Below are 19005 nucleotides of genomic sequence, written 5' to 3'. Positions count from 1 at the left end.
TGCCAGCCTGACCGGCGGGAGGTCGAGTGCTTCTGGCTGAAGATGGGTGGTGATGTGCCCAGATGGGCCCACCTCGCGCCGCTCAGCAGTCGATGCAGTGGCCCGAGGCCAGTCGCCAGCCCATCAGGAGGCCTTGCGCTTGCCGCGGTTCATGGCGGCGAACTGGCGTGCGGTCCGGGCGTAGGGGTCACGGCCGGCGCGGTAGGTGGAGGCGACGAACTCGTCGACGTCCTCCTGAGCGAAGCGGAACGTCCTGCCGATCTGGCGGCGGGGGATGGATCCGGTTCGGGCTGCGTCCCGGACCCAGTTCTCGGTGACCTTGAGCTGGGCCGCGACGTCGGCGTAGGTGAGGAGCGCGGACGGGTGCCGAGACTGATCAGCGCGTGCGGCGACCTGTTCGGCGAGCCGGGTCACATGCTCGGTCAGGGCCTGGAGCGCGTCGTCTCGGTCTCCGTTCATGCCTGGAGGGTGCCAGCGTCAGCCGCGTGGGTCGAGATCCGGGATCGCTTGCCGTCGGTGAAGTCGATCTCTTAGCCGGTAGCTCTGGGCCCTCGAAAGGGGGGCGCGCGATCTGTGACGTTCCGTCACCGGATACCGATGCTCCCTGCGACGCTCAGTGAGAGCCCAACTACGTTCCAGGAGACGCCATGTCCACGATCGATCCGACTCAGCCGCAGCCCGCGACCGACAACACCGTCGTCCCCGCCGCGCCGGCGCCTGCCCCCCTTGCTCCTCAGCAGGCGTTCCGGCCGATGGTGCAGCCGGAGTTCAAGAGCATCGGCACCATGTGGCTGCTGTGGTTCTTCCTCGGTGGAGTCTCGGCCCACGAGTTCTACATGGGCCGCATCGGCATCGCCTTCCTACGCCTCTTCACTGCCCAGTACCTCGGCGTGGGCCTGATCATCGACCTGTTCCTCAACACTGCACGCGTGCGCAGGTACAACGAGCAGGTCTCCCTGCTGACCGGTGTGGCCTCACCGACCGCGGTCATGATCAAGGCCTGACCTACCGATCCCGCTCGGCGCGCTTCTCCTCGAGGAAGACGAGGAGCTCGTCGGTAGCCAGGGCGCGAGTGAAGGTGTAGCGACGCCTGTTCTGTAAGGTCTCGCCGACCACCTCGTAAGTCGCGCCGCGGAGCATCGTGACCTTCTGCCCGAGCAGCGGGGCAGGCTCCTCACCCCAGGCCAGGTCGAGCAGCTGCGTGCGCTCCTGCGGGGTCAGCCACGCCCACCAGACGTCCCAGTCGTGCCCACGCCAAAGGTCGTCAGGGTGCCCCTCGAACATGCCCACCACGCCATCAGCATGCGCGAAACCGGGGCACGCCCCCACCGCGAGCCCTCGGCGTGGTCATCCTGGGGGACATGACCAACGAAGTGCCCCAGTGCACCGATGACATTGACCAGGCGACCTTCATCGGCGAAAGCGGCCTCAACCTCGGCGAGGACGAGGAAGGGATGGTCGTGCGCATCACCCGCCCGTTGACGGACACCGAGGTGCAGCGGCTCACGGCCTCATGGAGAGGCCATCGCACGACCGATAACGGGTGGCCGGCAGTGAAGGTGATGGGAGACCGTCTGCTCGTGCCGGTCCTGACGACGAGTGGCAACGTGTTCATCACCTACCGCCGCGACGTAGAGGGCCCGCTCAACGAGGCCCTGGCCAAGTGCATGGACACATGATCTTGTCGGGCCTGGAGAGGGCCGTGCTGGAGGCTGCGGCGGACGGGCACGTCTTGGAGGAGCCGGAGTCCGCGACGGCCGTGGGCGCCGTCTACCGGCGGCTCGACGCCGATGGCTACCTGGCCGCGGAGTGGTGGGCTGGGGACGCCCTGCCCCTGCAGGTGGAGCTGACGGCCGCGGGACGGATGCGGCTGCGCGCACGGTGAGCTCGTGGCGGCGGTCACTCCTCTCGGATGGCCGAGTGGACGATTTTGCGGAATGTTGCCGATATGGCAGCCTCAAGCTTCTTTCGTGTCGAGTCGACGTGGAAGTCATCGAAAGCGTGACACGGCGGTCACGGAGCTGGTTGAGTCAACGGTTGTGGGGGAGATGAGCGGTATGAACGAGTTCGAGAGCTTGATCGTCTCCATCGGAGACCACACCTTCAACGCGATCAAGAGTCACCCAGGCCTCCATCGAGTGCTGGTTGAGGGCGACAGCGTCACCCAGGACGTGCACGTCGAGATCTGCCTGACGGACGCGAACTGGGACCTCGAGGTCAAGCTCATCGCGCGGATGACCGAGGTCCGTGAGCTCTTCGTGGACGATGTCGCCCTGAGCTACGAGTTCACGACGATTGACGAGTGCAAGCCGGCTCCCGAGCACGCGACGCCGACGAAGAACTACGACCGCGTCTTCGCCTGATGCCCCAGCTCAGCGGGCCGGACCACGCTCGCAGGGCGTCCGATCACGCGAAAATCGGTCGCATGATGGCCCAAAGCGGCCACGAGTGGGCGGCAGTGTGTCTGTTCTACTCGGCACACCACCTGGTCAAGCGCGCGCTGCTGCTCGACCCGGTCTTCAACGACCCCACCGCCATGACGGCGTTGGGGATCACACGCCAAGCGCAACACCCTGCCAGCCACACCGGTCACACCCGCAGTGATGGTGGTCGGCTCTTCGGGGTCAACGATCTCGTCCTGAAGCTCTACAAGCCGATCGACGCCCCGTACCAGCGTCTGTCGCAAGCCAGCCATCAGGTTCGCTACCAGAACGGCTTCCGGGGTGGCGTGAAGGGCCTACAGAAGCTCGAGCAGGACCTGGCGTCGATCGAGAACCTATCGGCCGCGAACGCTCTGCAAGGCCCCATGGCCGCTCCCGTCACGGGCGGGCGCTGACCCCCAACGCACGAACGGCCCCCACCACCGCAGGATGCGGAGGTGGGGGCCGTCGTTGTCAGAGAGCTTCGGCGGTTAGGACGAGGCCCGAGAACGAGACGGACCGGGCGGCGCCACCGGTGGCGGTCAGCGTGAGCGTCGGCGTGACGGTCTCGGTGTAGGCGGAGAAGTCCAGCCACGCCCCGCCGAACGGCCCAGACTCGCCCTCCGAGGCGATGAACTGCCCGATCCGCGGGAGGAGCTCGACCCGCAGGTTGCGGCGGGTCTGGGCGTCGTTGTCGTCCTTGAGGACCTTCGCCTTGATGGCCCGGGTGGACGCCCCGTTGCCGACGAAGGCGGTAGCGGCGGATCCGTCCTCGAACAGCTCCTTGGCCGTGGTGGCGGAGAAGCCCAGGCGGTAGGCCAGGGCGCCCGCGCCGGAGAAGGCCGCGTTCTCCAGCTCCAGGCGCAGCAGCTCGAACGCACCAGCGGGGATCGCGGGGAAGGCGACGGTGACGGTGGAGTTCGCGGCCGCGGTGAGAGTCCACCGACGGGTCGACGGGTCCAGGGTCGGCGCGGTGGCCGCACTGAGGAACGAGGGCAGGGTGGAGTCCAGGGGGCCAAGGCGCAGGGTCTGCGCGGAGCGACCGCTGGAGACTCGCCGTCCGTCGTAGCGGCGGAAGATCTTCGGCGCGTCGGTGCGGCGGACGGTTCCTGCGAGGCCGGAGAGCTTGAGGTTGCGCCACTTCGCACCGGCCTTGTTGGGGCGGTAGCGCCACTGGGTGAGCGCCGGCACCCCGGCGGGGACGGTGGTGTCGTCCGTGGCGTCCCACTGCCACGTCGTGGGCTCCGTGGTCCCGTAGGCCCACCAGCGCAGCTGGTAGTTCGTGGCGGCTCGACGGAAGCGGAAGGACCAGCGGTTGCCGACGGCGGTATCCACAGCGGTGTTGGCCATGACGGCGGACACGGCGCCGGCGACGACCTTGACGAGGGTGATCCCGCCGGGGCCGACGCGCATGCCGACCCCGGAGACGCCCGGGAGGCCGCTGCCGACGACGGTGCCGTCGTGGTTGAGCCAGAGGTAGGCGTAGGACTGCGACGTCGCGGCGTCACTCCCCGCCGTGTTCGCGGTGAGCTCGAAGTCACCGGTCCACTCCAGGGAGATGGTGGGCGGGACGATCCCGAACCACGTCTCGTTCTGCGTGGTCGAGGTGCCGGTGCCGCTGGTGGCCGCGAGCACGGGGGTGGTGTTGGAGAAGTCGAACGTGTCGCCACCGGTGATCGTGGCAGCGACCGTCGAGATCTGCCCGTTCGTGGTGACCGTGTTCCGGGCCCACTTGCGGGTGTCGGGGGCGGTCGAGGTGGACTCGGACAGCTTCGCAAGCCAGACGCTCACTGGATGACTCCTTCCACTCGGAAGTTCGCCTTCGCGAACCCGAGCTTGAACCCGTTGGTGATGGTGAGCCAGGCGGTGCCGTCGGTGTCGATGAACACCGAGGAGCCCGCGCCGCCCTGTTCCCAGTCGTACTTCGCGCGCCAGAGGACTTCAGGCGTCGTGATCCAGGAGTTGAGGTCGGCAGCGATCCGGCCGGCGACGGCTACGGGGCTGCCGGAGGCGGCGCCGGAGACGAAGGAGGAGATGACGGAGGTGGCGAAGAGTTCCCCGTTGAGGCGGAACAGGCGCCCCGTGGGGAAGCAGCGGCGGTCGTCGGCGCCGATGCGCGAGAGGGCGCCGGTCTTCTGAGTCGGGTCGGTGATCCAGGTGACACCATCACGGGAGTAGCTCGTCGCGTAGCGGGTGTAGTTCCCGGAGCCGCAGAGGTGGTGGGCGATCCAGTCGCCCTCCGCGCGGCGGGTGACCTGGGCGTAGCCGGTGTGAAAGGTGTTGGTCCCGGTGCCGGGGAACAGGCCAACGGGTGGGTCAATGACGACTCCGACGCGTTCCCAGGTGACGAAGTCGCTGGTGATGGCCAGGCAGGTCTTCTGGGTGCCGTTGATGGATCCGTAGTCCTGCTGGTAGTAGACGTACCACTGCTGCGATAGGGGCTCCCACACGGGCCAAGGAGTCTCCGACTGCTTGCCCTGGGCGGTGTCGGTGAACGCGGCGGTGAGGTCGGTCTTGATGTTCGTCCACGGCCCGGTGACGGCGTCGGCCTCGAGGACCCAGATGCCGCCGGCGTTGGGGTCATGGTCCGTGGAGAGCAGCATGCGGTACTTCTTGCCACTGAGGCCCTTGTCGTCGACGCGGACGATGACGGGGCCGTAGAGGCTGGATCCTGTCGTGAGGCCGATGGCCGAGCCGACGACGACGGGGCCGGCTGCCTGACCAGGGTCAGAGACGAACTCGATACCGGTCGTAGAACGGGACGCAAGGGGCGCCGCGCGAACGTCTTGCGGCTTCGTGGCAGCGAACGCGGTGGCGACCCCTGTGTTGACGGTGGCGCCGATGTCGGCTGTCTTGGCGTAGCCAGTCAAGTCGGGACTCGGGAGGGTCAGGGTCAGCGACCCGTTGGCGTCGGGGGTCGACCCGTTGATGGTTTTCACCACGCCACTGATGTCGACGTCGTCGAGGGCGGCGGTCACGAACGTCTTCGTCGCGTAGGTCGTCAGGTCGACGGGCTCGAGGAACTCGCCGATGTTGTCCTCGGTGATGATGTTCGACGGGAGTTCCGGGATGTCCGTCTTCAGCAGGTAGCGGGTGTTCGCCGCGGCGAGGGTGAGGTACGGGGTCGGGGTTCCCACCGCGGGCGCCGGGAGCAGGTCGTTCAGCTGCGCAACCCCAGCGGCATCGGCGTCAGCGATGCTCAGGGCGAAGTTCTCGCTCTTGGGGACGCTGATCGCGCGGCCGTTGACGTAGGCGGTCACCACGATGTCGACCTTGTAGGTGAACCCGTTTGGGGACACTGCTGGGTCGTCGGTGGCGGGGAGCTTGATTGAGAACTGTCCGTCGGCGTCGAGGGCGACGGTGGTGGGGAGTTCGGGGTAGGTGATGCTGCCGCGCTTGATCTCGCAGGAGGGGGTGAAGGTCACCCGTCCCGAGACCGGTGCGTTGTCGAGGGCGTCGAAGTCGCCGACGACGGTGATGAGGCCGTCAGTTCCGAGACTCATGCTGCTGTCCAATCAGTGGGGGTCCTTGCGTCTGTGGGGTGATGCGAGTCGCTGGGTGGCGCAGGAAGCTGGGTCTCGAGTTCCCTCGAGACGGAAGTCTGGCTACCTTCGCTTCCGCTGTGGCCCCTCCGGCACTCGGGTGGAGGGTGCGGTGACGTTGACGCCACCCAGCGATGTTCAGGGGGCTACGGCGGGTCGAGTTCGCGCATCAGGCCCTCGCCATCCGCGTCGAGAGATGCCGTGCGGTGTTCTCCGCGACTACCTTCCCGTCCAGGGTTGAAGTGATGTGGACGACGATCGGCTGGCCGTCAGCGCCGGCGAGGCTGCCGGACAGGGAACTCTTCAAGGCCTCGTTGCTGATGATCGTGCCGTTCACCTTCGGGACGAACAGCTCCGGCCCACGCTCACCGACCAGACCGACCTTCCCGCCGGCAACCGGGCCACCGTTTGCTCGAGCGGGGTTCGCATCACCCAGCAGACCGCCGGTCAGGGAGTTGACGACGCCCCCACCACCGAGCCAACTCGGCAGCTTCAACCCGCTGATCTTGTCGATGAGCTTCTTCACCCAGGTCCAAGCGTCCTTGAATCCCTCGACCAGCCACTTCACGGCAGCCGTCACGCCCTGGACCGCGGCCGTGAAACCCACCCTGAGTGCCGACCCGAGACCGTCGACGATCGTGCGGAACGTCTCAGACTTCTTGTACGCCAGGATGACGCCCGCCACGAGCGCCGTCAGAGCCACGACGACCAGTCCGATGGGGTTCGCCGCCATGACCGCGTTCAGGATGCTTTGACCGGCCGCCTGAGCCGCCGTGACCGCCGTGATGATCCGCTGGATGGGCGCGATGATGGCCAACCCGAGGGCCCACGCCGCGGTCGCGACCCGGGCAGCTGTCACTGCCGTCGTCACCAGCGCGATCGACGTCGCCATGGCCGAGACGGCGTCCTTGTGGTCCGCCATCCACTTCAGTGACGACTGCACCACGGCCAGGGTCGATACCGGAGCGGCCTGGATCCCCGCCCAGACGGGCGCCAGACCCGCCTTGATGCCGGCCAGTCCAGCCGTGAACGTCGTCATGAAGTTCTGCAGCGTCGTCACCGTCTCAGGCGACAGGGAGAACGCAGCCCCGATGCCGCCGGCGGAGAAGTCCTTCGACCCCATCAACGCGCCGATGCCGTCCGTGAGCTGCTGGACCGTCGGCATGATCGACGCGAACCCTGACTGGATCTTCGGGAGGGCCGAGGAGGCCATCGTCGAGGCGTAGCCCAGGATCTGCTTCAGTCCTGGGATCAGCGGCTGCACCGTTTGGGCCAGCCCCATGTTGATCGTGTCTTTGAACGTTGCCGCCAGGCCACTGAGCGACTCCGACTGCTTGTCCATGAGCCCGGAGAACCGCTCGAGGCCCGCCCCGGACTTCAAGGCGCCCATCAGCTGGTCGAGCTCCTTGGCGCCGAGCTTGCCCGCCTGCGCCAGGTTCGCGACCTCCTGCTTGCTCTTGCCCGTAGCCGCCGCGAGGAGGTCGAACACCGGGATCCCTGCGTCGCGGAGCTGGTTCAGGTCCTCCCCGGTGATGCGACCGGCTGCCGACATCTGCTGCAGCGCCACCGTGGCCCGCTGGACCCCTTCGGAACCCGTTCCCATGCCCGAGGTGGCGTTCCCCAGGCTCGTCATGATGGGGATGACGTCCTTGGCCGCGATCCCGGCGGAGATCAGGGAGGACGCAGCGGTCTGCAGCTCCGGGAACTCGAACGGGGTCTTGGCTGCGAACTGCTGCAGGTCGGTCAAGAACGACTGCGCTGCCTGGCCACTGCCCAGCATCGTGGTGAAGCTGATGTTCGCCTGCTCCATCGAAGCCGCTGTCTTGATGCCAGCGACCACGCCGGCCGCGGCGACCCCGGCCAGTGCCGTCGTCGCCAGACCAGCCGCCTTCAGGAAGGGCCCACCGAACGGAACTGCCTTCGCGATATCCGCGAACGCTCGCCCGACCCGGTTGGCGTCCTCGCTCATCGCGTTCAGCTGTCGCGAGACTGCCCGCTGCCCGTCGAGGAGGATCCGGATCCCGATCGTGCCGCTACTACCGGCCATCAGGCACCTTCCTTCTGTGGCGCTTGTGCGCCGTCCATGTGGTTCTCTCGGGCCGCGAGCAGCCGCCGCGCTGCCCGCTGCTCACGCAGACGGTCGAGGTCGCTGTCCGGGAACAGGCGGGTCTCCTGCCGCTCCCGCAGATCAGCCAGAACAGCCCGCAGCTCACGCACCAGGGCCGCCGTATCGCGCGCCGCCGTGGTCGCATCGATCGTCTCCGCCAAAGCCCTTGCCGCGGCCGTGAGGATCGGCGAGAGCTCCTCGGCCTTAAGGCGCCGGAGCTCCTTCTCGGTGGCCTTCACCGTCCGGTCCTCGTCCGGCGCCAGGCGCGTCACCGGGGGCCCCCTTGGTGGCTGGGGCGAGGAGAGGGAAAGGAGCCTCCCCGTGCGTCTCCAGCCCCTACGACGCCATGGGTCCCTCCCCACCCCTTCGAGTGCGGCGCTCCGCTTCCGGTCGTCATGTCAGCCCTGTGTGGTCTGCAGAGTGGCGCCGTCGGCGATCTTCTGCAGCTGGCCGGGGTTGTGGGCGTAGGCCTTGAGCTCGTCTGGAACCTGCAGGGCGAAGGCCATGTCGCGACCCACGCGCTGAGTGGGGTCGAGCAGATCGTCGATGTCACCCAGCTCGGCAATGAGCTCATGAGTGTCGGGGCGGGTCCTGCTCCACTCATCGAAGGTGTGCCAGTAGCCCCGGTCAGCGCTCACCTGTGCGACGGCTCGAGCGAGGGTCTGATCGCCGATGCGCTCAGCGCGGGCGAGGAGCTTGGAGGCTTCATCGGCGTTGCGGGCGGCTTCAGCGCGGTCCTGGGCGTCTCGGACGGTGATGACGTCGGCAGCGGTGGGCTTGTCGAGGCCGAACAGTCGTCGTTCGAGCTCGGCCCGGCGACCGCGGACAGTCTCGGTTTCCTCCTCGCGGAGATGTTCCATCTGCGCGCGGGCCTTGAGGTACGCCTGCGCCATGAGGCGCTGCCGGCCGATCTCGGAGAGGTTGGTGTCAGCCCGGGCGGCTTCGATGCTCTGGCGGGCGATCGCCGCGGCACGGGCGGCCAGGTCGCGCTGAGCGGTGGTGATGGCCATCGGTTGCTCCTAGGTGTCAGGCCGCGGTGCGTGCGGCTTGGAAGTGGGCGAGGTTTTCTCGTGTGATGCGCCAGCGGCCGTCGACTCGGGTGGCGTGTAGGTGGCCGCGGGTGATGGCTTGGCGGACGCCGCGTTCAGTGATGCCGAGGGTGTCTGCGGCGACACGGGTGCTCATGTCAGGGAACTCTGCCGGTTGTTCCTCGGTGTTCCGCGGGTCGCTTCCCGTTGCGGTACGCCAGGTGAGAGCGGCGAGGTGGACGGCGACGAGGACGGCATCAACTTCGGGGTCAGCGCCGCGGATGTCCATGCGGAAACGGTTCAGACCGGCGCGCGTTTCCAGCAGTGCTGCGACGCGGGCGGGGATGAGGACGACGGGTCCATTGAGGCCGTGGACGAAGTGCTCAGGAGGTCGGTAGGTCATCGGGTCACTGGTCCAGGCCGGCGAGTGCGTAGCGTTCGGCGAGTTCCTGTAGGCGCTGGTGGGCTTCGGGTGTCTGAATGTCGGGGTAGAGGTCGGCGATGACGACGACGAGGCCGGCGATGAAGTGCTCGACGCGCTGGGTTTCGCTGACCTGCGCGAGGACGGCTTCGACGATGTCTGTGGCGAGGTCACGCTCGGGGTCGCGGTAGATCCAGGCGAGGAAGGTCGCTGCTCGCCGCTGGTCCTCGTTCGTCACGGGGGTCATCGATCGCCTCCGATGAAGTCGTTGAGGTGGAACTCGTTGACGCCGTCGTGCGGGCAGTCGGGGCGGTGTGTGATGGATGTGGTCCACACATGCTTGACGGTCCGGTAGACAGGCTCTGCGCCGCAATTGGGGCAGCGGTTGCGGAAGGCCTCGAGGAAGGCCTGGAGGTCGGTCACTTCTCGTTCTCCTTTGCCTCGAGGACGCATTCGGTGCGGGCGGCGGTGAGGATCCGCCAGGGGCCGCCGGAGAGGCGGTAGTAGACGTGGTGACCACACCTGGGGCAGTCCTCGGTCGTGCGTAGCTGGATCACGCGGCGGTCTCCTTCCGGGTGGCGGTGCGGGTTCGATCGCGGCCGGCCCAGACGCCGTGGCGTTCATCGGCGGCCTCGGCGTAGTCCCCGCAGGCCTGGAGGACAGGGCAGCCGGTGCAGAGCTGGGCGACCTGGGCCCGGACGCGGCGGTCGTCGTCGTGGAACTCGTCTCGGTCGCGGCACGGGGTCGCGCCGTCGACGTCGGCCAGGGCACTGGCGAGTCGGTAGAAGACACGCGCGGCTTCGGGGCGGATCACGAGGTCTCCAGGGAGTGGTCGGGTTCGCCGTCGCGGTCCTCGTCGTCGATGGGTTCGAGGGAGGCCCAGTTCCCGGCGTCAGCAAGGTGCGCCGGGATCGACGGGGTTTCGTCGGGATCGGAGCCGTCGAGGTGGTCCGCGGAGGGTGGTTCTTCGTCCTGGGTGACGGAGGTGACGGGACTCGCGGGCACTACGCGCAACGGGCTCCTTTCTCTATCTCTCTCAGGGGTTGGGAGTAGGGAGGACCCGCGTGGTGCGTCACCCTCGTCACCCGGATTGGCCTCCAAGGCGCTGACCTGCGGTGTTGCTGCCCCATCTGGGTGCAAGATTGGGTGCAAGACGGGTGCGGATCCTGCACCCTCGTCACCCGTTCCTGCACCCTCTTCGCACCCTGCCGAGGGCCGCTTGACGGCCGTGAACTCGATGAGTCGTCGACCGTTCACACGGAGCCGTCGAGACTCCACGCCGACTGCCCTGAGGGGCTCAGCGGCGGTGGTGAGGGCGTCCGTGAACCGGGAGGCGTTCTTGGGCCACCAGGCGGCGGAGGTGGACCCCAGGCCTTCGAGGGACTCCCGGTGGCGGCTCGCTTCCCGCCAGGCCTCGGTCGTCTCGCCGCGCCAGGGCAGCTGCCGTTCTGCGAGCCACTCTGTGACGGCAGCGACGAAGGGGTCAGCCTCGGCAGCCTCGACCATCGCCCCTTCCGCGGCCTCTCGGTAGGCCTGGGCGACGTCCTTGTCGAGCGCGAGCAGAACGTCCCAGTAGTCCGCCATCCGCGGTCGTGAACCCTGCCAAGCGCGCGCCTGCGGGAGGCGCTGCAGGGTCCCTGCCAGGTCGTTGCAGAGGTCACCGAGAATCTGTGCGTGTCCTCGCTCGAATGAGGCACGTAGGCCGGCCTCGGAGACGCGGTTGCCTTCGGGGATGCGGTCGACGCCGACGACGACGACCCGCTCGAGAGCGTCGGCACGCAGGGCGGGCATGTTGACCGCAGTGAGCGCCCCCGTTCGCCGGTAGGAGACCGTTGAGAGCTCGTTGTCGGAGTAGAGGACGCGTTTGTCGATCTCGTCGCCGGTGACCAGGCGGCAGAGGTGGTCGGAGATGGCCTCGGAGGCGCCGGTGAGGTTGTCGTAGGAGACGAGGTAGCGACCGAGCGCCTTGGTTTGGTCGTCGGTGATGTTCTTGCCGAAGGAGCTGCCCAGTTCTTGTCGGGGGTCCAGTACGGAGACGATGAGTCGCGCACGGGTCGTCTTGGCGGATCCCGGAGCACCCAGGGCGAGCAGCATGGGCCGCGGGATCTCCGGGAAGCAGGCTGCGACGAGCCATCCTCGGATGAGCAGCCAGCGTCGGTCGCCGGCTTCGAAGGACAGCAGTCTGCGGAGGCCGTCGAGGCCGAAGGTGTTGGCCACCGGTGTGGGCAGAGGACGGCTGGCTGCAGTGCGGCGGAACCAGATGCCAGGCGGTGGGTTCTCCTTGACGCGCCAGGAGCCGGGTCGGATGACGACGCAGGCTGCGGATGCCGGTTGTCCGAGGTCGAGGACCAAGACGTCGTCCCGAAAGGCCACACGCAGGTTGAGTTCGTGTCGCTCCGTGATCTGTCGAGCGCGGGCGATGATGACCCGCATGGCGTCCTCGACGGTCTTGGTCGAGACGACGGCCTCGCTGTTGTCGTAGAGAGCTGCGGCGACCGTCTCGGTGAGCTTCCCGCCCTTCCTCTCCAGCATGATCGGGAGTTGAGCTCCGGTCTTCGGGAGGGCGAACGCTTCGCCTGCCGGCGTCGCGTGGACGTCGTAGCGTTCCTCGACGAATCGCACGACGTGCGCCGCCGACATTCGCTTGGGGCCGCTGTCCTTGTCGGCGGGAGAGTCGATGGGTTCGTCGCCCCATGGGCCGGAGACTGGGCCGTCGTAGGCTTCCTCAGCGAGCTTCACGGCGTTTCCTCCCGCAGCCCGAGCCGTTGCCACTGCTCGCGGATCCGTTGGGCGCCGGCGGGGTTGCCCCGGAGTTCCTCGAGCTCGTCGCGAGGCGGGGTGTTGGCCATGCGGCGGACGACGTCGGCCGCCGCCACCTGGAACTGTCCCGGTTGCTCTCCGAGTGCCTCCTTCCTGCCCTGGAGGTAGCCGAACCAGTAGGCGACGCTCATGTGGAGGTCAACTGTCGCTTGGGCAGCTGGCGGTGCCGTGGTCATGTCGAGGGTGTCGATCCAGGTTCCGTCGGCCGTTCGCCCCTGAGGCATGCGGCCGGCGATGGGGCGGATGAACTCGCCCGGTAGCAGGCTCACAACTCGCCCCCGATCTGCACGGGGACTAGGCGCACGAGCACAACCTCAGCGCGTTGCCCGCGGCTCCAGGCGGCGAGGACGGCGCGTTCCGCGGCGCGGAGCGTGAGGTACGTCCGGGCGCGGTAGCGGACATCGGTGACGTCGTCGGGGTTGCGGACCTCGGTGACCACCGTTGGGGCGAGCCGGTCGGTCACTGCCGCCATCAACGCCGCATGGAGTTTCGCCGTAGACTGAGGCAAGACTTCCGTGGTGGGGGTCGTGGCGGTTCGGGCGGCGCTTCCTGTGGCGGGGGGCGCCGTTCGTCGTTTCCGGGTCACGCCGCAACCCCCCTGAGGAGGACGGCCAGCCGGTCGCGCGTCTCGGGCTTGAGGGGTGGCGCCTGCTGGGCCACCTTCCGCGCGTACTCCAGGAGGTCGTAGGGTCGCTCTTGCCGCTGGTCGGACGCCTTGTTGGGGGCCTGGTTGGTGGTTGCGGCGGGGGCCGTTGCAGCGGCCTCCGTCGCTCTGGTCTTGCTCGGTGGAGCTGTCGTCTTCAAGCGGCCACCGCCTCACGATCCCGGGCGATGAGGTCCGTGAGTTCCAGGCCAAGTAGTTCTGCGATGGCCACGGCCACCTTGAGCGGTGGCTGCGTCCGACCGAGTTCGTAGTCGACGATGGACTGGTAGCCCCGGCCGACCCCGATGCCTACAGCTTCCCGGGTTAGGGCGAGCCGTCGGCGACGGGCGGCCATCTGTTTTCCGTCGAAGTGCATGTGTCGCAACACCTCCGCTGTTGCGCCCCCTCTACTTGGGAGGCGATACAAGGAATGCTAGGCGCGACATCAGAGATTGGGTCGTCGATCACGCTGCCCGACACAAGGCCTAGGCACAGAGCTCGAAGCCCGACGTCGGAAGAACGGACGAGAACGGACGAGAACGTCCGAGTTCGTCAGGATCAGTTGCTCCCGCGTCGCCCTTCTGGCAACAGGTGACTGCGGCGATTCGAAGTTACTCAGTCGCGCCAGGTGATCTGCACTGACTCCGGCCGGAAGTAGGGCTGCCCCGGACGCCATCCCGGGGGGCGCCCCTTGGTCGTCGGCAGCAGGGTGACGATGGCGAGGGCAGACAGGACGGCTCGAGCAAGGCCGAGGGACGCCGGAGACTCACGACTGTCGGCGACGAGCGTCCGCCAAGCGGCGCCGGGGTCCCCCTCGCTCAGCACGGTCGCCAGCGCTGAGTCGGTCCGGCGAGCGGCGACCGCGGCGTGGTGGGAGTCCACGATGCGCCGAGCTGCTTCGGTCCCAGCCTGCAGCGCGGCCAAGCTGATGCGGCCGGCACCGAACTCTTCACCGAGCTGCTCGAGACGCTCCTGGGCTGCTCGCGCGTGGCTGGCCTGCTGCTCGAAGTCGGCCACGTCTTCGTGCACGTCGAGCATGTGCATCGCATCGGGCTGTGACAGGCGGGCGGCGATGACTTCCGTGACGACCTCATCGACATGCGACTGGGAGCGCGTCAGGTGCTTGCGTTCCCGGCAGGCGTAGGCGGGGTGGCCAGCGAAGCCCCCGGAGGTCGAATGAGTCACGCGTACCGTCGTGCCGTCCTCACAGAGACCGCAGCGGTACAGACCGGACCCCAGCCAACGCGGGGGTGCTCCGGCATTGGTGCGGCGGGCGGGGTCGCCGAGGAGGTGGTCCACGGCCCGCCAGGTCGTCTCGTCAAGGATCGGGGGCCAGGTGGCCTGCACTCCGTCGAGGACCGCTCCCCGGTGTCGGACCAGGCCAGCATTGCGCGGCCGTCGGAGGACACGGCTCAGCTCGGTCGGAGTCCAAGCCCCGCCGGTGGACGTGCATGCACCTCGAACCCTGGCCGCCTGCGTCACGGCTCTCAGCGAGGCGCCCGTCAACAGCAACTCAGCGGATTCCCGGATGACAGCGGCCTCGTCCTCGATGACCTCACCGGACGTCGTCCATCCGTAAGGGCGTCGACCTCCAAGCCACTCCCCCTTGCCGGCGGCCTGCTTCTTCGCACGCTGCATCCGCTCAACGGCATGCTCCACCTCGTACCGTGCGACCACCCCCAGCTGACGGGCGATCATGCGGCCAGACGGCGTGGAGAGGTCCAGAGGCCCCGCAGTGACCGTGTGCGTGACGATGCCACGCCGCTCACAGAGGTCGACGAACGACTCCAGCTCGGTCGGTGAGCGATGGAGACGGTCCGTGTGCCACGCCAGGACTCCCGCCCCTTCTCCGGCTTCGAGATCGGCCACCAGTGCCTTGTAGCCGGGTCGGGGCTTGCCGGAGTACGCAGAGACGTCGTTGTCGGTGTACTCCCCCACGATGGTCCACCCGAGGCGCGCTGCCAGCTCTCGGCAGTCAGCGAGCTGACGGTCAACCCCGAGGCCACCGCCGGCCTTGTCGCTGCTGATGCGCGCATACACGAGTGCCTTCACGTCTTAAGTGTGGCATAACCCAGGGGTTGACAGGTCGAACCCGCTGCCGGTCTTGGGCAGCGTCGCCGGTGAGAGGTTGACGGTGATCCGTTGCTGGGGCAGCGGGAACCCGGAGTTCGCCGCGGCCGCGCGGACGCGGTCCTTGGCCTCGTGCAGCGAGGCGTCGGGCAACCCGACGAGGACGAAGGCCGGCAGCCCGGTGGAGATGTCGGCCTCGACCTCGACGAGGTGGCCGTCGAGGCCGACCAGGCCCACGGCGAGGGAGCGCGCGAGGGCCATCAGAACACCCCGCGGACGTGCTGGACCCGGGCCGGTCCCCGCGGCGGCAGGGTGACCGCGACGACGTCGAGGCGCACCTGCCCCGGGTGGACGCCGGGGTGGGCCTTGAGCCACTCCCCGAGGAGGCCGCGCAGGCGGGCGACCTTGTCGGGGGTGACGGCCTCCAGGGCCGTGCCGGCGCTCTCGCTGCGGCGGGTCTTGACCTCGCACACGACGAGGCAGTCCCCGTCCCGCGCCACCAGGTCGATCTCACCGAGCCGGCACCGCCAGTTGCTCTCGAGGACCGTCATCCCGGCCTCGGTCAACCGCCGGGCGGCCACCCGTTCCCCGTACTGCCCCACGGCGTCCTTCGCGCGCACGTGCACCACCTCCGGCGAGAAGGGTGCGTGCCGGGGAGGGCGGGCGTGGGCCGGGCAGGACGCCGGTGTGGACAACGTCGGCGCGGGGCGTCCTGTGGAGACGGCGGCGTCAACGGCCGTCGCGTCGGGAGCTGGGACGCGCTCCGACGACCCCCCGGCAGCGGAGCGCGTCCCGCCGGACCATCGGCACCAGCGTCAGAAGTGTTACGGATCGGACCATCCACCGCGCGGATGGGCGGTCCCGCGCCTCAGCGGTCGCGCAGCTCCGGGGTGTCCGGCACCTCGATGTCGCGCTTCTGCAGCTCCTCGACGTTGACGTCCTTGAACGTCACCACCCGCACGTCGCGCACGAACCGGGCCGGACGGTAGACGTCCCACACCCACGCGTCGTGCAGGGTGACCTCGAAGTACGTCTCGCCGTCGGCCGTCCGCACCTGCAGGTCGACCGAGTTCGCGAGGTAGAAGCGACGTTCGGTCTCGACCACGTAGGAGAAGAGCGACACGACGTCCCGGTACTCGCGGTAGAGCTGAAGCTCCATCTCGGTCTCGTAGTTCTCGAGGTCCTCGGCGCTCACGGGACCATCATGCCTTCCGCGACAGCGTGGTGTCGGAGGTGAGGTCCGAGAGCGCGTCCTGCGCGTCGGCCTGCGCGGGCACGGCGGCCCCGAGACCGGGCAGGCGCCAGCTGCGACGGTGCTGTTCGCAGCTGCCGTGGACGACGAGCGCCTCGAGGTGGTCCGGTGCGCTGTAGCCCTTGTTGCCGGCCCAGCCGTAGTGCGGGAAGTCCTCGTGGCGCGCGGCCATCATCGCGTCCCGGGTCGTCTTGGCCAGCACGCTGGCCCCGGCCACCGCTGCGCACGACACGTCGGCCTTGATGCGGGTGGTCACGGGTGGCGCCGCGCAGGGCAGCAGCGTGGACGGGCCCTCGAGCTCGTCGAAGAGCGACGCGTCCCGCGGGTCGCTGAGCCAGTCGTGGTTGCCGTCGAGGATGACCAGGTCGGGCAGCACCGGCAGCTGCGCCAGCGCCCGGCGCCCGGCGAGACGCAGGGCGGCGATGATGCCGATGGCGTCGATCTCGTCCGGTTCGGCGTGCCCGACCGCCGAGGCGACCGCCCAGCGGGCCACCTTGGGCGCCAACGCCTCACGCGCGGCGGGGCTCAGCAGCTTGGAGTCACGCAGCCCGAGGGGCGCGGTCCGGGTGTCGGCGTCGACGACGAGCACCCCGACGCTGACCGGTCCGGCCAGCGAGCCGCGGCCGACCTCGTCCATCCCCCCGACGAGGGTGTGGCCCTCACGCAGCAGCTGCCGCTCCAGACGCAGCGACGGCGGGACGGAGGGTGAGGGTTTGCGCGGACGTGGCGCGGCGGGGCTCACGAGATCCCCGCTTCGCCGCTGACCTGGTCGAAGTCGGACGGGGTGGACAGCCACGCCCAGTGCGAGACCGGCCAGACGATCGCGTAGGCGCGCCCGACGACGAGGTCGAGCGGCACGAAGCCGTCGTGGGGCTTGTCCTGGTTGTAGCGGGAGTCGGCCGAGCGGGCGCGGTTGTCCCCCATCACCCACAGGTTCCCGCTGGGCACGGTGACGTCGCACATCGGCTCACCCTGCGACGTCGAGGAGACGTACGGCTCGTCGATCGCGGTGCCGTTGACGGTGACCGTGCCGTCGGGCGCGCAGACGACGTGGTCGCCGGGCAACCCGACGACGCGTTTGATGAGGTGGTCGTCGGAGTCCTCGGGCAGCAGACCCACGAACGTCAGGGCCTTCGCGACGACGGTGCCGACCGGCCCGCGCTCGGTCGGCGCGGTCTCGTCGAGCCAGCCCCCCGGGTCGGCGAAGACCACGACGTCCCCGCGGTGCAGGTCGAAGGGTCCCGGCGTCAGCTTGCTGACGATCACCCGGTCACCGACGTCGAGGGTCGTCTCCATCGAGATCGACGGGATGAAGAAGGCCTGCAGCAGGAACGTCTTGACGACGAGGGAGACCACGAGGGCCACCACCACGACCAGGACGACCTCCTTGACCGCGGCGAGCACCCCACCGACCGCGGAACGCGGCGCGCCCGGGGGGCGCTGCGCCGAGTCCTGCACGGCGTCGCGGTCCGCGGTCACGAGCCGCTCCCCCGCGCGACCGTCCCGAGGGAGCCGAACGGCCAGGTGACCGCGACCACGCGCCCGACGACGTCGTCGACGGAGACCGTCCCGCCACCGGGCGAGCCGAGGTGCGAGCGGGAGTCGACGGAGTCGCTGCGGTGGTCACCCATCAACCACAGCCTGCCCTCGGGGACCTCGATGTCGAAGGGGAGCTCGCTGGGCGCGTCCCCCGGGTAGAGGTACGGCTCCTCGAGCGGGACCCCGTTGACCAGCAGCCGGCCCTGCGCGTCGCAGCAGGTGATGCGGTCCCCCGGCAGCCCGATGACGCGTTTGACGTAGTCGGACTCGCCGGGCCGGAACCCGAGCAGCCCCGCGGCGGCCGCGCCGACGGCGGCCAGGCCCTGGGGGTCCGGTGGCGCGTCGTTGAAGGTCCCGGTGCCGTCGAAGACGACGACGTCGCCGCGCTGGACGTTCGCCGCGTCGACGCGCCAGACCAGGACCCGTTCCCCCGGTTCGAGGGTGGACCGCATCGAGTCGGAGGGGATCGAGAACGTCTGCACCAGGAACGTGCGCACCAGCAGGACGAGCAGCAGGGCGATGGCCAGCACGAGGACGGCCCGACCTCCCCGGGAGCGCTGCCGCCCGCTCGTCTGGGGCGGCTGGGTGGTCGTCACGGAACTCCTGCCTGGCGGGGTCGTCACCGCGGTCGCAGGGGTCAGCGAGGCGGCTGGGCGATTGTAGTCAGCCGTGACGGGGCCCCGCCCCGAACGACACGAGCCGGGCCCCGCGAGAGCGGGACCCGGCTCGGGTGCTTGCTGCTGAGGTCAGCCGCGGGGCTCGCGACGTTCCTTGATCTTGGCGGCCTTGCCGCGCAGGTCGCGCAGGTAGTAGAGCTTGGCGCGCTTCACGTCACCGCGGGTCACGACCTCGATCTTGTCGATGATCGGGGTGTGCAGCGGGAACGTGCGCTCCACGCCGACGCCGAAGCTGACCTTGCGGACGGTGAAGGCCTCACGGATGCCGCCGCCGGTGCGACGGATGACGATGCCCTTGAAGACCTGGACGCGGGAGCGGTTGCCCTCGACGACCTTGACGTGGACGTTGAGGGTGTCGCCGGCGCGGAAGTCCGGGACGTCGGTGCGCAGGCTGGCCGCGTCGACGTTGTCGAGCAGGTTCATGGTGGTACTCACTTCCCCTGGTGACGCCACAGGTCATCGCTACAGGCATCTGGTCCCGTGACG

General features: G+C 68.9%; 28 protein-coding genes and 1 pseudogene. 5 read left to right on the top strand and 24 right to left on the bottom strand.

Going from position 1 to position 19005, the window contains the following annotated elements; all coding sequences use genetic code 11:
* Positions 1-123 precede the first annotated feature (123 nt).
* The gene (locus SJY07_RS22180; protein ID WP_380161572.1) at positions 124-459 is read right to left on the bottom strand and encodes a helix-turn-helix domain-containing protein; all 336 of its coding nucleotides are present in this window, start codon (positions 457-459) and stop codon (positions 124-126) included.
* 188 nt (positions 460-647) lie between these two features.
* On the opposite strand from SJY07_RS22180, the gene SJY07_RS22175 reads away from it, so the two are divergent.
* Entirely contained in the window at positions 648-1004 is a 357-nt protein-coding gene (locus SJY07_RS22175) for a TM2 domain-containing protein (protein ID WP_380161571.1), read from the top strand.
* A 1-nt stretch (position 1005) separates the two neighbouring features.
* Here the strand turns inward: SJY07_RS22175 and SJY07_RS22170 are convergent, their stop codons facing one another.
* Positions 1006-1293, bottom strand: a complete 288-nt coding sequence (locus SJY07_RS22170; protein WP_380161570.1) for a hypothetical protein — start codon at positions 1291-1293, stop codon at positions 1006-1008.
* A gap of 68 nt (positions 1294-1361) precedes the next feature.
* Between SJY07_RS22170 and SJY07_RS22165 the strand changes: the two genes are divergently transcribed.
* The 4 genes from SJY07_RS22165 (at position 1362) to SJY07_RS22150 (ending at position 2836) form a co-directional block, all read left to right on the top strand.
* A complete protein-coding gene (locus SJY07_RS22165; protein WP_380161569.1) occupies positions 1362-1679 on the top strand; it encodes a hypothetical protein in 318 nt (105 codons plus the stop codon).
* Complete coding sequence (locus tag SJY07_RS22160; RefSeq protein ID WP_380161568.1) at positions 1676-1885, top strand: hypothetical protein; 210 nt, start codon at positions 1676-1678, stop codon at positions 1883-1885. Before SJY07_RS22165 ends, SJY07_RS22160 begins: the two co-directional genes overlap by 4 nt.
* A gap of 85 nt (positions 1886-1970) precedes the next feature.
* On the top strand, positions 1971-2363 hold the full coding sequence (locus SJY07_RS22155; RefSeq protein WP_380161567.1) for a hypothetical protein: 393 nt from the start codon (positions 1971-1973) through the stop codon (positions 2361-2363).
* 62 nt (positions 2364-2425) lie between these two features.
* On the top strand, positions 2426-2836 hold the full coding sequence (locus SJY07_RS22150; protein WP_380161566.1) for a hypothetical protein: 411 nt from the start codon (positions 2426-2428) through the stop codon (positions 2834-2836).
* A 58-nt stretch (positions 2837-2894) separates the two neighbouring features.
* Here SJY07_RS22150 and SJY07_RS22145 read toward each other — a convergent pair whose 3' ends face one another.
* The 22 genes and pseudogenes from SJY07_RS22145 to rplS form a co-directional block, all read right to left on the bottom strand.
* Positions 2895-4211: a hypothetical protein gene (locus SJY07_RS22145; RefSeq protein WP_380161565.1), complete on the bottom strand. Its 1317-nt coding sequence runs from the start codon at positions 4209-4211 to the stop codon at positions 2895-2897.
* Entirely contained in the window at positions 4208-5923 is a 1716-nt protein-coding gene (locus SJY07_RS22140; RefSeq protein WP_380161564.1) for a hypothetical protein, read from the bottom strand. Before SJY07_RS22140 ends, SJY07_RS22145 begins: the two co-directional genes overlap by 4 nt.
* A 208-nt stretch (positions 5924-6131) precedes the next feature.
* Positions 6132-8009, bottom strand: coding sequence for a tape measure protein (locus SJY07_RS22135; RefSeq protein WP_380161563.1), 1878 nt, complete (start codon positions 8007-8009; stop codon positions 6132-6134).
* Entirely contained in the window at positions 8009-8341 is a 333-nt protein-coding gene (locus SJY07_RS22130) for a hypothetical protein (protein ID WP_380161562.1), read from the bottom strand. The genes SJY07_RS22135 and SJY07_RS22130 overlap by 1 nt, the downstream gene beginning before the upstream one ends.
* A gap of 126 nt (positions 8342-8467) precedes the next feature.
* A complete protein-coding gene (locus SJY07_RS22125; protein WP_380161561.1) occupies positions 8468-9079 on the bottom strand; it encodes a hypothetical protein in 612 nt (203 codons plus the stop codon).
* 16 nt (positions 9080-9095) lie between these two features.
* Positions 9096-9386, bottom strand: coding sequence for a helix-turn-helix domain-containing protein (locus SJY07_RS22120; protein ID WP_380161560.1), 291 nt, complete (start codon positions 9384-9386; stop codon positions 9096-9098).
* A gap of 118 nt (positions 9387-9504) precedes the next feature.
* Positions 9505-9765 carry a hypothetical protein gene (locus SJY07_RS22115; protein ID WP_380161559.1) on the bottom strand — a complete coding sequence of 87 codons (261 nt, stop codon included), beginning with the start codon at positions 9763-9765 and terminating at the stop codon, positions 9505-9507.
* Complete coding sequence (locus tag SJY07_RS22110; RefSeq protein WP_380161558.1) at positions 9762-9941, bottom strand: hypothetical protein; 180 nt, start codon at positions 9939-9941, stop codon at positions 9762-9764. Before SJY07_RS22110 ends, SJY07_RS22115 begins: the two co-directional genes overlap by 4 nt.
* The gene (locus SJY07_RS22105) at positions 9938-10075 is read right to left on the bottom strand and encodes a hypothetical protein (RefSeq protein WP_380161557.1); all 138 of its coding nucleotides are present in this window, start codon (positions 10073-10075) and stop codon (positions 9938-9940) included. The genes SJY07_RS22110 and SJY07_RS22105 overlap by 4 nt, the downstream gene beginning before the upstream one ends.
* Complete coding sequence (locus tag SJY07_RS22100; RefSeq protein ID WP_380161556.1) at positions 10072-10332, bottom strand: WhiB family transcriptional regulator; 261 nt, start codon at positions 10330-10332, stop codon at positions 10072-10074. The genes SJY07_RS22105 and SJY07_RS22100 overlap by 4 nt, the downstream gene beginning before the upstream one ends.
* Positions 10329-12257 (bottom strand): hypothetical protein, encoded by a 1929-nt coding sequence (locus SJY07_RS22095; protein ID WP_380161555.1) that lies wholly within the window; start codon positions 12255-12257, stop codon positions 10329-10331. Before SJY07_RS22095 ends, SJY07_RS22100 begins: the two co-directional genes overlap by 4 nt.
* On the bottom strand, positions 12254-12469 hold the full coding sequence (locus SJY07_RS22090; protein WP_380161554.1) for a hypothetical protein: 216 nt from the start codon (positions 12467-12469) through the stop codon (positions 12254-12256). The genes SJY07_RS22095 and SJY07_RS22090 overlap by 4 nt, the downstream gene beginning before the upstream one ends.
* Positions 12470-12603: 134 nt before the next feature.
* Positions 12604-12810, bottom strand: a complete 207-nt coding sequence (locus tag SJY07_RS22085) for a hypothetical protein (protein WP_380161553.1) — start codon at positions 12808-12810, stop codon at positions 12604-12606.
* A gap of 328 nt (positions 12811-13138) precedes the next feature.
* Complete coding sequence (locus SJY07_RS22080; RefSeq protein WP_380161552.1) at positions 13139-13357, bottom strand: helix-turn-helix domain-containing protein; 219 nt, start codon at positions 13355-13357, stop codon at positions 13139-13141.
* Between the two features lie 239 nt (positions 13358-13596).
* Positions 13597-15033 carry a recombinase family protein gene (locus tag SJY07_RS22075; RefSeq protein ID WP_380161551.1) on the bottom strand — a complete coding sequence of 479 codons (1437 nt, stop codon included), beginning with the start codon at positions 15031-15033 and terminating at the stop codon, positions 13597-13599.
* A 27-nt stretch (positions 15034-15060) separates the two neighbouring features.
* Positions 15061-15312 (bottom strand): annotated as a pseudogene (locus SJY07_RS22070) (magnesium chelatase domain-containing protein); the annotation flags it as partial.
* A complete protein-coding gene (locus SJY07_RS22065) occupies positions 15312-15671 on the bottom strand; it encodes a YraN family protein (protein ID WP_328292064.1) in 360 nt (119 codons plus the stop codon). The gene SJY07_RS22065 and the pseudogene SJY07_RS22070, both read right to left, overlap by 1 nt.
* Positions 15672-15919: 248 nt before the next feature.
* Positions 15920-16246 carry a DUF2469 domain-containing protein gene (locus SJY07_RS22060; RefSeq protein WP_011981967.1) on the bottom strand — a complete coding sequence of 109 codons (327 nt, stop codon included), beginning with the start codon at positions 16244-16246 and terminating at the stop codon, positions 15920-15922.
* Between the two features lie 7 nt (positions 16247-16253).
* Positions 16254-17045 carry a ribonuclease HII gene (locus SJY07_RS22055; protein ID WP_380161550.1) on the bottom strand — a complete coding sequence of 264 codons (792 nt, stop codon included), beginning with the start codon at positions 17043-17045 and terminating at the stop codon, positions 16254-16256.
* Positions 17042-17782, bottom strand: a complete 741-nt coding sequence (lepB, locus tag SJY07_RS22050; RefSeq protein WP_380161549.1) for a signal peptidase I — start codon at positions 17780-17782, stop codon at positions 17042-17044. The genes SJY07_RS22055 and lepB (SJY07_RS22050) overlap by 4 nt, the downstream gene beginning before the upstream one ends.
* Entirely contained in the window at positions 17779-18438 is a 660-nt protein-coding gene (lepB, locus tag SJY07_RS22045; RefSeq protein WP_380161548.1) for a signal peptidase I, read from the bottom strand. Before lepB (SJY07_RS22045) ends, lepB (SJY07_RS22050) begins: the two co-directional genes overlap by 4 nt.
* 150 nt (positions 18439-18588) lie before the next feature.
* The gene (rplS, locus tag SJY07_RS22040; protein WP_011981971.1) at positions 18589-18942 is read right to left on the bottom strand and encodes a 50S ribosomal protein L19; all 354 of its coding nucleotides are present in this window, start codon (positions 18940-18942) and stop codon (positions 18589-18591) included.
* Positions 18943-19005: the final 63 nt, after the last annotated feature.

This window comes from Kineococcus sp. R86509 (assembly GCF_042466365.1).
In the GTDB taxonomy this organism is placed as follows: Bacteria; Actinomycetota; Actinomycetes; order Actinomycetales; family Kineococcaceae; genus Kineococcus.
Note: the sequence above shows the minus strand (reverse complement) of the source record. Positions and strands in the feature narration are given on the sequence as shown.

Excerpts from the sequence above, each read along its gene's own strand:
- SJY07_RS22135 (WP_380161563.1), bottom strand. The coding sequence starts at position 8,009 with ATGGCCGGTAGTAGCGGCACGATCGGGATCCGGATCCTCCTCGACGGG.
- SJY07_RS22120 (WP_380161560.1), bottom strand. The coding sequence starts at position 9,386 with ATGGACATCCGCGGCGCTGACCCCGAAGTTGATGCCGTCCTCGTCGCC.
- SJY07_RS22115 (WP_380161559.1), bottom strand. The coding sequence starts at position 9,765 with ATGACCCCCGTGACGAACGAGGACCAGCGGCGAGCAGCGACCTTCCTC.
- SJY07_RS22090 (WP_380161554.1), bottom strand. The coding sequence starts at position 12,469 with ATGAGCGTCGCCTACTGGTTCGGCTACCTCCAGGGCAGGAAGGAGGCA.
- SJY07_RS22165 (WP_380161569.1), top strand. The coding sequence starts at position 1,362 with ATGACCAACGAAGTGCCCCAGTGCACCGATGACATTGACCAGGCGACC.
- SJY07_RS22080 (WP_380161552.1), bottom strand. The coding sequence starts at position 13,357 with ATGCACTTCGACGGAAAACAGATGGCCGCCCGTCGCCGACGGCTCGCC.
- SJY07_RS22180 (WP_380161572.1), bottom strand. The coding sequence starts at position 459 with ATGAACGGAGACCGAGACGACGCGCTCCAGGCCCTGACCGAGCATGTG.
- SJY07_RS22150 (WP_380161566.1), top strand. The coding sequence starts at position 2,426 with ATGATGGCCCAAAGCGGCCACGAGTGGGCGGCAGTGTGTCTGTTCTAC.
- SJY07_RS22125 (WP_380161561.1), bottom strand. The coding sequence starts at position 9,079 with ATGGCCATCACCACCGCTCAGCGCGACCTGGCCGCCCGTGCCGCGGCG.
- SJY07_RS22085 (WP_380161553.1), bottom strand. The coding sequence starts at position 12,810 with ATGGCGGCAGTGACCGACCGGCTCGCCCCAACGGTGGTCACCGAGGTC.
- SJY07_RS22140 (WP_380161564.1), bottom strand. The coding sequence starts at position 5,923 with ATGAGTCTCGGAACTGACGGCCTCATCACCGTCGTCGGCGACTTCGAC.
- SJY07_RS22175 (WP_380161571.1), top strand. The coding sequence starts at position 648 with ATGTCCACGATCGATCCGACTCAGCCGCAGCCCGCGACCGACAACACC.
- SJY07_RS22160 (WP_380161568.1), top strand. The coding sequence starts at position 1,676 with ATGATCTTGTCGGGCCTGGAGAGGGCCGTGCTGGAGGCTGCGGCGGAC.
- rplS (WP_011981971.1), bottom strand. The coding sequence starts at position 18,942 with ATGAACCTGCTCGACAACGTCGACGCGGCCAGCCTGCGCACCGACGTC.